The 11,740-nt window shown below is 59.9% G+C and carries 14 protein-coding genes and 3 pseudogenes; 7 read left to right on the top strand and 10 right to left on the bottom strand.

The features are described 5' to 3' along the window. Positions 1 to 375: 375 nt before the first annotated feature. Both ABIB49_RS18880 and ABIB49_RS18875 read right to left on the bottom strand, forming a co-directional pair. Positions 376 to 594, bottom strand: coding sequence for a hypothetical protein (locus ABIB49_RS18880; protein ID WP_226776264.1), 219 nt, complete (start codon positions 592 to 594; stop codon positions 376 to 378). A 178-nt stretch (positions 595 to 772) separates the two neighbouring features. Continuing rightward, positions 773 to 1,132 carry a hypothetical protein gene (locus ABIB49_RS18875; RefSeq protein WP_354157620.1) on the bottom strand — a complete coding sequence of 120 codons (360 nt, stop codon included), beginning with the start codon at positions 1,130 to 1,132 and terminating at the stop codon, positions 773 to 775. Between the two features lie 831 nt (positions 1,133 to 1,963). On the opposite strand from ABIB49_RS18875, the gene ABIB49_RS18870 reads away from it, so the two are divergent. After that, on the top strand, positions 1,964 to 2,860 hold the full coding sequence (locus ABIB49_RS18870; RefSeq protein WP_354157619.1) for an NAD-dependent epimerase/dehydratase family protein: 897 nt from the start codon (positions 1,964 to 1,966) through the stop codon (positions 2,858 to 2,860). 9 nt (positions 2,861 to 2,869) lie between these two features. On the opposite strand, the gene heR is transcribed toward ABIB49_RS18870, so the two are convergent. Then, positions 2,870 to 3,664, bottom strand: a complete 795-nt coding sequence (gene heR / locus ABIB49_RS18865) for a heliorhodopsin HeR (RefSeq protein WP_283481349.1) — start codon at positions 3,662 to 3,664, stop codon at positions 2,870 to 2,872. A gap of 129 nt (positions 3,665 to 3,793) precedes the next feature. On the opposite strand from heR, the gene ABIB49_RS18860 reads away from it, so the two are divergent. From ABIB49_RS18860 to ABIB49_RS18850, 3 genes are all read left to right on the top strand, one after another. Continuing rightward, entirely contained in the window at positions 3,794 to 4,390 is a 597-nt protein-coding gene (locus ABIB49_RS18860; RefSeq protein ID WP_226776260.1) for a TetR/AcrR family transcriptional regulator, read from the top strand. 186 nt (positions 4,391 to 4,576) lie between these two features. Beyond that, positions 4,577 to 4,825, top strand: a complete 249-nt coding sequence (locus ABIB49_RS18855; RefSeq protein ID WP_283481327.1) for a hypothetical protein — start codon at positions 4,577 to 4,579, stop codon at positions 4,823 to 4,825. Between the two features lie 264 nt (positions 4,826 to 5,089). Next, complete coding sequence (locus ABIB49_RS18850) at positions 5,090 to 5,692, top strand: GNAT family N-acetyltransferase (RefSeq protein WP_283481326.1); 603 nt, start codon at positions 5,090 to 5,092, stop codon at positions 5,690 to 5,692. Between the two features lie 1,276 nt (positions 5,693 to 6,968). Here the strand turns inward: ABIB49_RS18850 and ABIB49_RS18845 are convergent. The 5 genes and pseudogenes from ABIB49_RS18845 to ABIB49_RS18825 form a co-directional block, all read right to left on the bottom strand. Beyond that, a complete protein-coding gene (locus ABIB49_RS18845; RefSeq protein ID WP_226776054.1) occupies positions 6,969 to 7,337 on the bottom strand; it encodes a type II toxin-antitoxin system death-on-curing family toxin in 369 nt (122 codons plus the stop codon). Continuing rightward, positions 7,334 to 7,534 (bottom strand): ribbon-helix-helix protein, CopG family, encoded by a 201-nt coding sequence (locus ABIB49_RS18840; protein WP_354157621.1) that lies wholly within the window; start codon positions 7,532 to 7,534, stop codon positions 7,334 to 7,336. Before ABIB49_RS18840 ends, ABIB49_RS18845 begins: the two co-directional genes overlap by 4 nt. Before the next feature lie 644 nt (positions 7,535 to 8,178). Then, the gene (locus tag ABIB49_RS18835; RefSeq protein WP_256447028.1) at positions 8,179 to 8,313 is read right to left on the bottom strand and encodes a hypothetical protein; all 135 of its coding nucleotides are present in this window, start codon (positions 8,311 to 8,313) and stop codon (positions 8,179 to 8,181) included. 55 nt (positions 8,314 to 8,368) lie between these two features. After that, positions 8,369 to 8,668, bottom strand: a pseudogene (locus tag ABIB49_RS18830) (transposase); the annotation flags it as partial. A gap of 149 nt (positions 8,669 to 8,817) precedes the next feature. Continuing rightward, positions 8,818 to 9,135, bottom strand: a complete 318-nt coding sequence (locus ABIB49_RS18825; protein WP_354157618.1) for a hypothetical protein — start codon at positions 9,133 to 9,135, stop codon at positions 8,818 to 8,820. A 4-nt stretch (positions 9,136 to 9,139) separates the two neighbouring features. Between ABIB49_RS18825 and ABIB49_RS18820 the strand changes: the two genes are divergently transcribed. From ABIB49_RS18820 to ABIB49_RS18810, 3 genes and pseudogenes are all read left to right on the top strand, one after another. Next, positions 9,140 to 9,664 carry a hypothetical protein gene (locus tag ABIB49_RS18820; protein ID WP_226776056.1) on the top strand — a complete coding sequence of 175 codons (525 nt, stop codon included), beginning with the start codon at positions 9,140 to 9,142 and terminating at the stop codon, positions 9,662 to 9,664. Between the two features lie 145 nt (positions 9,665 to 9,809). Further along, a pseudogene (locus tag ABIB49_RS18815) lies at positions 9,810 to 10,097 on the top strand (IS30 family transposase); the annotation flags it as partial. Positions 10,098 to 10,227: 130 nt separating this feature from the next. After that, positions 10,228 to 10,830, top strand: coding sequence for a hypothetical protein (locus tag ABIB49_RS18810; protein ID WP_354157617.1), 603 nt, complete (start codon positions 10,228 to 10,230; stop codon positions 10,828 to 10,830). 143 nt (positions 10,831 to 10,973) lie between these two features. Here the strand turns inward: ABIB49_RS18810 and ABIB49_RS18805 are convergent, their stop codons facing one another. Together ABIB49_RS18805 and ABIB49_RS18800 are read right to left on the bottom strand one after the other, a co-directional pair. Then, a complete protein-coding gene (locus ABIB49_RS18805; RefSeq protein ID WP_283481322.1) occupies positions 10,974 to 11,561 on the bottom strand; it encodes a DinB family protein in 588 nt (195 codons plus the stop codon). 64 nt (positions 11,562 to 11,625) lie between these two features. Next, a pseudogene (locus tag ABIB49_RS18800) lies at positions 11,626 to 11,740 on the bottom strand (IS30 family transposase); the annotation flags it as partial.

The following is an 11,740-nucleotide window of genomic DNA, read 5'->3' as shown; positions in this document are numbered from 1 at the left end:
GCTCCATCACTACAATCATCACCGAGGCCACACCTCACTCAAGGGTCAGCCACCAGCAAGCCGCGTCACTAACCTCCGTGGTTAATACAGCTAGCGACAAAGAGCGACCACAAAACACCGCCCAAGAGCGCCGAATTCCAAAGGCGACAATGCTCTAATTTTCCCGGAATGGTGTGGGCTCGTCCGCGGCCAGCGATTCCCGTAACTATGTCTCGAAACCCTCTGATGGATTCGGTGTATTCACCGATAGTTACGAGACACCCCGGAGCAGCCCAAAACGAAACCGATCGCCTACGCACGCGCTTGTGATTTTCAGGAGTCGCCTGCACTGATGTCAGAAGTCGTCTGCACTGCGTTTGTGTGTCCGAATGGGAATCATCCTCGTACCCTGCCCCGAATCCGGATGAATAGGGCAGCGAGCATCGCCCCGAAGAAAGACACCGTGAGGATGTCCAAGATCGCCAATGCCGGGTTCGTCCACGGCGGAACCAGGTCGTACTCGGCGTTGCACTTTGTGGTCAGCGGGAACAGCTGGAGTTGCTCATGCGCGTTTTGGCTGCGGTACTCGTGGTCGTACGGCTGACCAGCACCCAATTCGCACACCTCCGCGACAACAAGCCCGCCCGCGAAGACACCTTGGAAGAAGACCGCAACGAGGACAAAAAAGCCGACAGTGCAGTCAGTTCCAGCCAGAATTCGGCCGGTTTGATCTTGCCCATTGTCAGTCCCCCATCACTACAGGCCGAGTCTATAGTCCGCTATCCGCCATGTTTCACGCAGTCGCCCGCCGCAGCGTCTCACCGGGAATCACCTGAGAGCTTGAGAAGTGCACCCAGTCATCGGTCCGGCCCTCATCGAAAAGGCGGCGTGCCGTCATCTGGCACTCCTGCATGTCTCGTCGTGTGCCGCGCGGGTCGTAGCCCACGGCACCACCCAGAAGAGTCGAATTCACCTGGCGGGTCAGGCCAGGCGCGGTCATCACCTCGTACATGGTGTGTCCGCGCAGGCAGGGCCACTTGCCAGTTGGGACCTCGACCAGGCGAAGGTAGGTGTATCCATGGGCGAACATGGTGTTCCCCATCTGCTGGAGCAGCGACCATGACTCATCAGCGCCAAGTGCGAAGTCGGTCATCTTCTGCAGTAGGTCCTGATACTGCTGGTTAAGCGCCCTATCCACCGACCCGTCCGTCTTCTGCACGTACTTGTCGCCGAGTCCACCAGCACCTCCCTGGAGTGTCAGGCGGACCCATGCACGGATTTCCTCAACATCTTCGGCTGCAGGATTGGATAGAAGATACTTCGCCCGTGCCTCATAGTTCTCGGCCACCTGCGGCTGACGGATGACGGATGAGTCGAATCAGCCCGGAAAACGTCAGCATATCGAGGGCCAGCGAATTTACGTCAGTCGTCTACGACTCCATTTCAGGTGTTATGCGCTGAGGCGCAGGTCGAATGCAATCTCTGCAGTGTCCCACTCCGCACCGAGAGACGCTGCGGTCGGATTCTTCAAGAACTCTTTTCAGCGCCTCATCTACGGTCCCAATGTCGCTGACATAGCAAGTGGAAATAGAGCCCTCTATTCGTCCGATCGGGACCTCTACCGATCTGTCCCCTGCTTGCCCGTGGCTTTGCAGGACCGCCAATGAGAAATCATTTTCCGCATCATGGTTGCGGTGGCGCCCCAGCTTCGATGACGGGGTTCCGGCGACTTCGAAACGGGCGGGACCATGTTCCACTAGTCGCACCAGCGCCCGCAAGCCGATCCTCAACCGGACGATCGTGAGAAGCTGAGCGAATGATTCTGGAGCACGCGGTGCTCCCCGTCCGTCCACACTGGGCTCAAAGCCGTCTAACGTCAACTCCTGGGCCCCCTAACCAATCCGCCACGGCCCGCACGGCGGCGGCCCGCTGGGCCTCGACGTGGTGGCGTAGGCCGAATCTTCGGCCAAGAATGGAGTTACAGATGTCTTCCTTCGGAACGGTACGACAGGACTGGAAACCCGGAACGCTGTCTTCTGGCCAGACCGATTACGAGGGTCTTCGCGTGGTGATCTTCGGCGGTACCGGCGGCCTCGGCCGGGCCATCACCCAGTCCCTGCTGCGCAAAGGGGCCGAGGTCACCGTCGTCGGAAGGACGCTCAAGGACCCTCCTCACCCCAAGAGGTCATTTATCCCGGCAGACCTGTCGTCCTTGAACAACTCCCGCCAGATGGCCCGCGACTTGCCGGCCGAAACCTTCGACGCAGTCCTGCTCACCCACGGGATCTTTGCGGGACGGACCCGCCAAGAGACACCGGAAGGCGTAGAGAAAGATCTGGCCACGAGCGCGATGAGCCGGTGGGTCGTTGCCCAGGAACTGGCGCCACGGCTGGGCCGGGGAAGGCCTTCGCCCTGGCAGAAGCCGCGCCTTTTTGTCTGGGGGTTTCCCGGCGGCGAACGCGCGCTGGACCTCACGGACGTGCAATTGACCCGAAACTACCGCTGGCAGACGGCCCACAGCAACACCGTCGTGTTCAACGAGGCTCTGGTCCACCATGCTGCCGCCCGGTTTCCGGACATCAACGTGTTCGGTATGAATCCCGGCATCATCAAGACCAACATCATGGCCGGTGTCCTCGGCCAAGCGACCTTGAAACTACGAGCACAGCAGACCCTCATAGGTCTGCTGTTCCAGAGCGCGGAGGCCTACGCCGAAAAAGTGGTGCCCCTCGTGGTCCACCCCGCTTTGGAAGACAGATCAGGCGCACTATTCAATCGGCATGCCCAGCCAATAGAACCCAACCCTTGGCTGATTTCCGACAACCACCTTGACCACGTAGTCGCAGCGGCGGAATCCCTCTCAGCCCGAATCCTTGGTTAGGGCACTTATTCATTCGATGAGAGAGGCCAGGAAGACCTGCCACGTCAGCAGGGATTTCGCCGCGAGACTCAGCACCAGATACGTTTTCTCACCGAACGCATAGTTGGCCCACGGGCCTATTTCCCGGTACTGAAGCCACTGAGTGAGTCCGAAGCAGAAAAAGAGAACGCCCTGAATCGCCAAGATGACGAAGATGTACTCCGGAGCGTCGGAGTACAGCGGGATGTTAAGGCCCATCGCCACCCACGGAGTCACTCCAACCAGCGCACCGAACCAAAACGGAACCATCGTGGTCGATGTTCGGCCCGGGGGGTTCATTCGCTCTTGAAGGTATCCGAACAGAATCATTGCGACGTTGGCGCCGGCGACGACGAAGAGGGCGTTGATAGTCACGATGCCCCAGTAGAGTGCGATCACGATGACCATGAGCGTCGCGCTCAACGAGTACTCGACCCACCGGAACCGGTTGATGCCGCGCCGGAGGTCACGCTCATAGATTTTGCGGCCGAGCGTCGCCGTCAGCAGGTGATCAGTGCCAGCCAGTGCGAGGAATGCCACGAGAACATACCCGATGGTCAGCTCGAAGAGCGTCGAGGTTACGAGGCCTCCCTCCTCTCCTGCTCCGGGAGGACCATCAACATACGAAGCGAGCACTGGAATTGCGAAGTCGTTCGTCAGGAAGAGAAGCGCGGCAGCCTGGCCGAGGTGCAGTACTGCTAGTGCGATGTTCCACCGCCGTAAGCCTCGAAGGCGTTCGGGAGTCACGCCCGTCGCAATCGACGGCGATGTCAAGGACTGAGTCACGGCGTTGCCCCTTGGTTCGCTGGTAGGGATGTTGTTGCTGCGCCCTCTAATTGAACGGCCGTTGAATTAAAATTTCAAGAGATCGCTACGATTGCATGTCAAGGACCACGACTAGGCCGGGATGTGCCAATGACCACCGCACGAGCAGGTCGCCGAAGGGGAACCAGCGAAAGCAAGCAACAGATCCTCGTAGCCGCGCGCTCTCTCTTCGCCGAGCACGGGTATGAGCGGACTACTATGCGGATGATCGCCGAGCGAGCGGGAGTCGATCCGAGTCTTGCGATCTATTTCTTCTCCAGCAAAGAGCACCTGTTCGCGGCGTCGATGCCCGCACCGAGCGAGGAAGCTCTCGCTGCACCAAAGCTCATGGCAACTCTCCCACGGGCGGAGGCTGCGCGGGCTATAGGTCGCCGCATCCTCGAGTCGGTCAACTCGCCCGAGGCCAGCAACATCCTCGGAATGATGAGGGCAGCCAGTTCGAAACCCGAGGCTGTAGCGCAGCTCCGCGAGATCTTCATCAGTCGAATGATGCTGCCCATGATGACCGAACTCGGGCTCTCGCGCCCCCGGGAACGGGCCGTGCTGCTCGCGGTCATCGTCACCGGAATGTCATTCCTGCACGAGCTTCTGGAGATCAAAGAGGAGTGGCCGGACCTCGAGGAGAACGCCGAACTCGCACTACTCACACAGACTATTGAACTCGTCCTCACCACAGACCTGGATTAGACCCCGACACGCGAGGTCGTTGGCTCACACACGTCAGCCGCGAAGTCAGCCAATTCTGAAGCTCAAAAGAGGCCATCTGTACCAGTGGCTTGAAGGCCGGGGTTGTAGAACCAATCTGTTGTTCTAATTCCCCATTATTTACAAGCTTGTCAATTTTGCTAAAAGTCAACACGATAGAATAAATCCATGACTACTTCAAACAAGTCACTGCCGACTCGCCAGAGCCGCATCCAGAGAGCATTAGGTCTGATGTTTTCCATCTCGATGGTGGGCTTACTGGCGTCAATCTTCCTTACCGGCCGCAACCCGCTCTTCCCAGGGATGTCCGGTCCGTTGCTGGTGCTGCTCTTCTTTCTGGCCGCAGCAGGAAGCGCTATCGGACTTGCAGTCACCAGGTCTCGACAGGCTGCCATGGAAACCGCAGACAAGAGATAAGTCCGAAAGGCTTGCTCCAGCGAGCTGGGGCCCACCGGAACCGAGCCGGTCAGTGGCGCCCCACAGCTAAGGCATCAGAGCGCTCCAGGATGGACTCGTTACGCGCCCTCACCTTGTCATGACTCAGAGGGTCATCGTTCCAGCAGAGTTGCAACAGCGCAGAGACGGCCTGTCACCGTTTGGGGTGACCGGACGTCTCTTGACTGCTTTCAACTTCACGTGCAGGCGGCTAGCTAGCGCCGCAGGCAGCGCGTAATTTCCCGTTTGCCCTTCCCCTCACTGGCTTACGGGCAAATTCATGGCCGCCGTACTTCGTCGGGCACGATAGGAACTCTGACCGTCGAACTTCGCCCCTGGACGCTTGAGGACGCACCCGCGCTACGGGCTGCATACCAGCAGAACCCGGACCTAAAGACTCAATTTGGCAGTGCGCACCCAGCCACCGTAGACCAGGCGCGTGACTACATCGGCGCACAACTTCCGTTCACAGAGTCCAGACGCAACTGGGCAATCACGATCGACGGCGCTGCTGTAGGCAATGTAGGACTATCAGCCATTGACCGGCGCCACGGAACTGCCTGGATGTACTACTGGCTCACCTCTGCAGCCCGCGGTCGCGGCTATACAGTTCGAGCCCTCGCAACGATCGCCGCAGCAGCATTCGAAGACGGCCTCTTCCGACTCGAGCTAGGGCACCGAGTCAACAATCCCGCATCGTGCAAGGTCGCCTCCAGTGCCGGTTTCATCCCCGAAGGTATCGAGCGCCAGAAGCTGGCGTACGGCGCTGAACGCTTCGACGTCGAGACCCACGCGCGACTGCGTACGGATTCATGCCCACATCTCACGATGCTCCCGTTATCCCGATGAAGCCGCAGCGGGACAGTCGGTTCTAACGCCACCCGCTATTGGACAAGAACAGATCCTGATCGGGCCGCCATCAGAGTGTGAAACCTGTTCCAGTGTTCGAGTTCACGCGGTTGGCGGACGCCGCAACCGACTCTAGGTGATCGCGGTACTCGCGCCACCACGCCGGGTCCCCCGTTCCCATCCACGTACTCACGCAACTCGGTCAAAACATCGACGGTCCCCACCCGGGAGTCGGGCACCCGATCGATCCAGCGCCGCGTGAGCGCGAGCAGTAGACCCTCTTTCGAGCCAAACCGCTTGATCAGGCCGGGGGGGCCTATGCCAGCGGCCGGAGCAACATCGTGAAGACCCCCCGGGATTATCGAAGGTCGCCGAACCACCGCAGCCTCGATGCGGTCGAGTAAGTCCTCATCGGAGGTGCGCTGCGGTCTGCTCATGGAGTTAGTAAATAGCCATTCACTAACGCGGGCAAGCTCATCACGACCACCTATTCGGTTCTCTGGACCCCAACGAAGATGCTCCACGGCGCGACCAACTCGGACACTCAGAAGCCGGATGCGGCGATGACGGGAAAGACGACGGCTGCGGCGGCCGGTTAACTGGCGGGAAGGCCATGGCAGAAGCCCACCAGTTCCCTGGAACTCGACCTCGCAGCCGGCCGCACCCACCGACTGGCCAGGCTCAGCGATCTCATATCAGCTCCGGATTCGTGCCATGTCAGGCCATTCCCCGCGAAGTCCTGCATGAACAAATATCTGAGCGGAAAACCCGAACCGGCCGCAACCTTGGGTCGATCAAGAAAATCAGGAAGTCATGTTGTACGCGCCCCTAGCCACCATGAAGTAGTGAACGCGAAAACCCCAGCGGGAGGACGAACGAGGATGAACTCCCAGAACAGACCCCGCGAGGAGGCACCCGGCCCGCAGTAGCCAGAGCTCCTCCACACAACCGAATAAGCCGTTCCAGGACCTTACACACCCGGAACATCGGATCAGAGCCAAGAGTGTGCACAATGTGCCCACGAAAAAACACCCCAAAAGCGCCTGACCTGCGGAAACACTGTGCCCGAGGTGGGACTCGAACCGGTTTCCAGCCCTTGAATTTCCGCCACTCCCCCGCAAACGTCCACAATCCGGCCCAGTCCGGCACCAATACGACCCGATCCGAAGCCCAGGGTGTGCACAGTGTGCACACCCTGCTTCTGGCCTCCGAACTCCCCCGACGACTGCTCATGGCCGAATTCCGAGCCATCGGTCTGGGACCCCTCCCACAGCACCTAGCGCCGCATCAGGTGTTTCTCGATCAGGATGGCGCTGCGCTTCAAATCGATGTCGCCGGCGGCCACACCAACAACCAGGTCGAAGGCATCGTCGGCGCTGAAGACGTGCCGATAGCCGTTGATCCAGAGGAACAGGACCATGAGCGTCCAGGCGGTGCGTTTGTTGCCGTCGATGAGCGGATGGAACCTGGCCACGGACTCGAGGAGTGCTGCGGCCTTCGTGGCCAGTTGAGGATAGGCTTCTGTGCCCATGACCGTCGTCGCGGGGCGCGCCAGGGCGGAAGCGAGCAGCCCGATGTCACGGATGTGGAAGCCGTACCGGTCGATCACCTGCAGAGCGTCCTCGATTTCGAGGTAGGAACTCATGCATCCTCAAGGCGCTTGAGCAGCTCCGCATCATGACTCGTCACGAAATCCAAACCCTCACTGATCTCCCGGCCTCGGTCGTGGCGCTGGAGGACCAGCTCGGCCCCTTGGAGAAGCAGGGCGGACTTGGAAGTGCGCTCCTCGGCAGCAAGCGCATCGAGACGGCGGTCGAGGTCTTCGGGAACTCGTAGATTCATGGCCATACCAAAATGGTACCAAACCAGTACCAGCCGCTACTGATGAGAGGGGCTGGTCGATCTCGGCCGCGAAGTCATTTATACGTTCGTTTAAGTGACAACGTGATTCCGAACCAGGCTGGAATCACGTCGTCACTTAACCAGTCATTTATTCTAAGTCATGCAAAGGGTCATCGTTTCTCTGTATGTGACAAAAGATCGTGATGGTCATGGTTGCGCCGAATGTCAGTTTGCGAAGTCGTCTACACGGGATGTCAACACTCGTCTGCACTGGCTCTAGGACGTCGCTGAGGATCACGATTGGGGAAAATCAATGTGTCCTTCCTGTCGCGGCGACCTGTTCGTTCGACGGGCGGCGAATTCTGCGGCTCCACATTTGCTGGCTTTAGAGTTGCCCCCTCGGTCTTCAAAACCCAGTCGAAGATAGGGGCAGAGTTCCGCACCCTCAGACGCTCAAAACTAACCCCGCCTTGCCGAAGTCCGCCCCGTTGAACGAGATGTTTTTGCCGCTGAAGGTCGCACGGTCGAAGGCGGTTTGGCGGCTCCGGGTCACCAGGGTTCACAGACAGGGGTCATTGACCTCTTGCACGGTGGTGCCGCTCCAACGCACGTGTGTCGGCGTCACGCGGAGTGCAGTGCGGGATTTAGCTGGCGGGCGTCTTGGTCGACCCCGGCGTGATCGAAATCGGCATGCAGAACCTTAGCTGGCCCCCGGATCCGTCGTTGATGCAGTCGAGCGACACATCCTCGTCATCGGTGTGGAGAATGACGTTCGACATCCCGCGCTTACCCTGATTGAAGGTTCGCGGGGAACCCGGCGCCGGTAAGTTATCCGATCACCGGGTGGATTCTTTTGGGTCCGGCCGGCCCTCAACGAGCAGCTTCGCTGCACGCTTGAGGATCTCCACGTCCGTTTCCAGCTGCCGGATCCGCTTCCGGGCTTTGGCCAGTTCGGTGCTCTCGGGCGTCGTCAGCCCCGGGCCGTTCGCCGCGGTCGATCTGGTCCTGACGAACCCAGTTGTGGAGGCCGCCCTCGCTGATGCCCAGCTCGGCAGCCACTCGGCTAATGGGTTTGCCGGCCCGGACCAGGGCGACTGCCCGTGCGCGGAACTCCAGTGGATAGGGTCTTGGCATGTCTGAAGCCTCTCAGCGAGAGCCAAAAACTCAAACCATTTCGGGTAACCAATCCCTGGGGCAGGTCAAGCTGTCAACTAAACCTTCAGCAGTCCCCCAATAGGAGCATCGGTGGGCCGAACGCCAAGCGCCAGAGGTGACTGCCCCACCTAGGAAACTAAGACGACCCCACCTGATTCGCCATAGGTCTGCCGATCTACGACGCCAACGTGGGGGTTCCATGAAGCCGACTTGAATCCCTCAATCCTCAAAGCCAGATATTTCTCGAACCCCGTCTTGACGATGGTCACGTTGCCTTCACAAATCAAGTCCCATCCACCTTCAATCTCGCTTTTGAGCCCATCCGGAAGATCCACGGCGGAGGCGAGAGCGAAGAGGGAGTCGAAAGGCCTCCCGTGCCAACCGTCAGCTAGCACCAAGCCGGAAAAAGCACCAGTCCAGCGATCGCCGGATTCATCCAGATTCATCCAGATGGGCACTATTGTCGAACCGGGCGGTGCACTTATCGCTCAGCGGAAAGATGTTCCTGCCGGCTCCATATCCCGCTGGCAGCAGGCCCAACTCCACGACCTGAAAGTAGGCACTATGCCAATCCAGGAGAACCTACCCGAACCAGGCGGTGTCACTGCGCCTCCTGTCCCTCAGGCGACACTGATCCAGGAAGAGAAGCCGCGGCCGCCCCGGTTAATCCAGTGGTTGAGGCTCGCGCTCCTGCTCTCCTACCTGCTGCCCCCGCTCTGCCTGTTGGCGGGCACAGCGTCGGGTAACTACCCCGGTTACATCATCGTAATATTTATCCAATACGTGCTTCCGTTCATGCTCCTGATCTCGTTGATCTACCTGGGCGTCTGGCTGACGACACGGCGCAGGTACCGGTTCGATAGTCTCTGGACCACAACCATCATCGTCCTCATGTCTGCCCTGCAGCTGATAGTCGTTGCCCTCGTAGCGTTCGTCCTGTACCAGCTCTCGACCTACAACAACCCGTATGGATAGCCGGAAGACTTCACCCAAAGACCGCCAGAGACCCGAGTAACGGCTGCGGGTTCCAGTTCACAACAAAAGCCCTTCCCGGGTCAGCCGGGAAGGGCTTTCTTTTTACACGTACCGCAGCTCCGTCAGCGCCTGCATTCCATCATTTCGGCATTCCCTGACCTGGGACCAAGGCATCGAGATGCAGGACTGGAAAACCGTGAAGATCGACACCGGCCTCGACATCTACTTCTGCGACCCACACTCGCCCTGGCAGCGCGGCATCAACGAAAACACCAACGGCCTGCTGCGCCAATATTTCCCCAAGGGCACCGACCTGAGCATCCACAGCCCCGCAGACCTCGACTGGGTTGCCCAGGAACTCAACGACCGACCGCGCAAAAGACTAGAGTTCAAGAAACCGATCGAACTGATCGAAAACCTCCTGTTGCAATGACCGCCTGAATCCGCCGATCGGCTACTGGGACCTGTCCCTGACGTCGCGCGGCGGTGGTAAATGGCGGAGGCGGATCGGGAGCCGGTGATCTCGGTATCGTCGTCAGTACAGTGGGCAGAGGGGGGAACGAATGAGCAAGGGAACGACAAATGGTGGCCGTCTGCGCCAATGGTGGCACGAGTTCAATGCGAAGCCAGTCCCCTACCCGACGGACCCGGGCCGCGCCGCGGTGCCGTACCCGCCGTCCAAGCGGGGTCAACGGCACGCGTTCGCAGAATGCGAGGAGTACCTCCTGCGCGAGATCGTGCACGCTGGCGGCTGGGCCCGGCACGTGAACGCCCGCGGCGACCTCACGTTCGTCGCCCCGTGGCTCATCCAGCCCTGGCGGATACACGCTTCGCTCACGGACGACACAAAGGGCCGCGGTCCCATGAAGGCTCAGATGCAGGAGGTGGTGGACTGGCTCGCTAGCCACGGGTCGCTCCGGACGCTGAGCGACGAGCAGCGAAACGAGCTCGTTCGGTCCGGTGAGGATGAACGTGCTGCAGAGAGGCGCACCGGTGGGTCTCCGTACGACTCGCCGGAGTACCGCGCCAGGGTCGAGGACATGTACCGCGAGTGGGACCGCGATTCGTGGGAGGTCATCCCGGTGGAGATGCTGCACGTGTACCCGCACCTCGCCGACGCGGACCAGGACTGGCACGACACTGCCGTTCGCGCTGAAGAAGCGTAGGTAGCGTCGGCACCTGCTGACCGTCGTATCCGCAGGGTCGACTGACGGGCGTTCCCCCCGCGGACACCAGCAGCGTCCGATAGACGATCCTCATCTGAGGTGCTGCAAGTAAGCCCGGATAGTCCAAAATGACAGACGACGCCCTATGCTCCGCGGGCTAGCTCTTTTATCCGCAGACGCTGCTCTTCCCACTGATCGGGCGTGAGGCCTGGAATGTTTGGCGCTGATGGACGCAAACCGATGAAACCGTCCAACTGCTCGCGCACGATGTCCAAGTGTCCGGCATGACGGTGAGACTCGGCGATCATATGCACCAGGAGGCGTTCTACCGTAGTGTGCCGATGCTTTGTCCACCACTGCACCACGGCCGTTGTATCCAGCTCCAAGTCGTCGAGCACTGCATCGGCTGCGACGGTTGTCTCCCGATAGATCTCGACCGCATCGGCCAGCGTCATATTCGGCGGCGGGAGGAAGTCTGCCTGAGCGTCCCGGGATGCGATAACGCCCTGGATAACGGGGTTCTCAATTTCCCGTCCAAGACATGAAATGAAGTACTGGGATTCGGTGACGGCCAGGTGGAGCAGTAGGCCCATGACGTGCGTGCCTGTCGGAGTAAGGGGAGTACGCGCCTGGGCATCACTCAAGCCCTCACATTTCCACAAGATTGCTTCGCGGGCATCGTTCAGATACTCACGAAGCTGCGTCGCTCTGTCATTTGTATCGGTTGGCATGAGCTGAACGCTACAGGCTACTTCGGCCGCCGGTGTGCGCTTGAGGATCGGCGGATTCGGGCGGTCATTGCAACAGGAGGTTTGCGATCAGTTCGATCGGTTTCTTGAACTCTAGTCTTTTGCGCGGTCGGTCGTTGAGTTCCTGGGCAACCCAGTCGAGGTCTGCGGGGCTGTGGATG

The organism is Arthrobacter sp. UYCu512 (assembly GCF_040547075.1).
In the GTDB taxonomy this organism is placed as follows: Bacteria; Actinomycetota; Actinomycetes; order Actinomycetales; family Micrococcaceae; genus Arthrobacter.
Note: the sequence above shows the minus strand (reverse complement) of the source record. Positions and strands in the feature narration are given on the sequence as shown.

Bases quoted from the DNA above. Each gene is read 5' to 3' on its own strand.
- ABIB49_RS18820 (WP_226776056.1), top strand. From the start codon at position 9,140: ATGGGCACTATTGTCGAACCGGGCGGTGCACTTATCGCTCAGCGGAAA.
- ABIB49_RS18855 (WP_283481327.1), top strand. From the start codon at position 4,577: ATGACTACTTCAAACAAGTCACTGCCGACTCGCCAGAGCCGCATCCAG.
- ABIB49_RS18840 (WP_354157621.1), bottom strand. From the start codon at position 7,534: ATGAATCTACGAGTTCCCGAAGACCTCGACCGCCGTCTCGATGCGCTT.
- ABIB49_RS18870 (WP_354157619.1), top strand. From the start codon at position 1,964: ATGTCTTCCTTCGGAACGGTACGACAGGACTGGAAACCCGGAACGCTG.
- ABIB49_RS18810 (WP_354157617.1), top strand. From the start codon at position 10,228: ATGAGCAAGGGAACGACAAATGGTGGCCGTCTGCGCCAATGGTGGCAC.
- ABIB49_RS18860 (WP_226776260.1), top strand. From the start codon at position 3,794: ATGACCACCGCACGAGCAGGTCGCCGAAGGGGAACCAGCGAAAGCAAG.
- ABIB49_RS18825 (WP_354157618.1), bottom strand. From the start codon at position 9,135: ATGAATCTGGATGAATCCGGCGATCGCTGGACTGGTGCTTTTTCCGGC.
- ABIB49_RS18845 (WP_226776054.1), bottom strand. From the start codon at position 7,337: ATGAGTTCCTACCTCGAAATCGAGGACGCTCTGCAGGTGATCGACCGG.
- ABIB49_RS18835 (WP_256447028.1), bottom strand. From the start codon at position 8,313: ATGTCGAACGTCATTCTCCACACCGATGACGAGGATGTGTCGCTCGAC.
- ABIB49_RS18805 (WP_283481322.1), bottom strand. From the start codon at position 11,561: ATGCCAACCGATACAAATGACAGAGCGACGCAGCTTCGTGAGTATCTG.
- ABIB49_RS18875 (WP_354157620.1), bottom strand. From the start codon at position 1,132: ATGACCGACTTCGCACTTGGCGCTGATGAGTCATGGTCGCTGCTCCAG.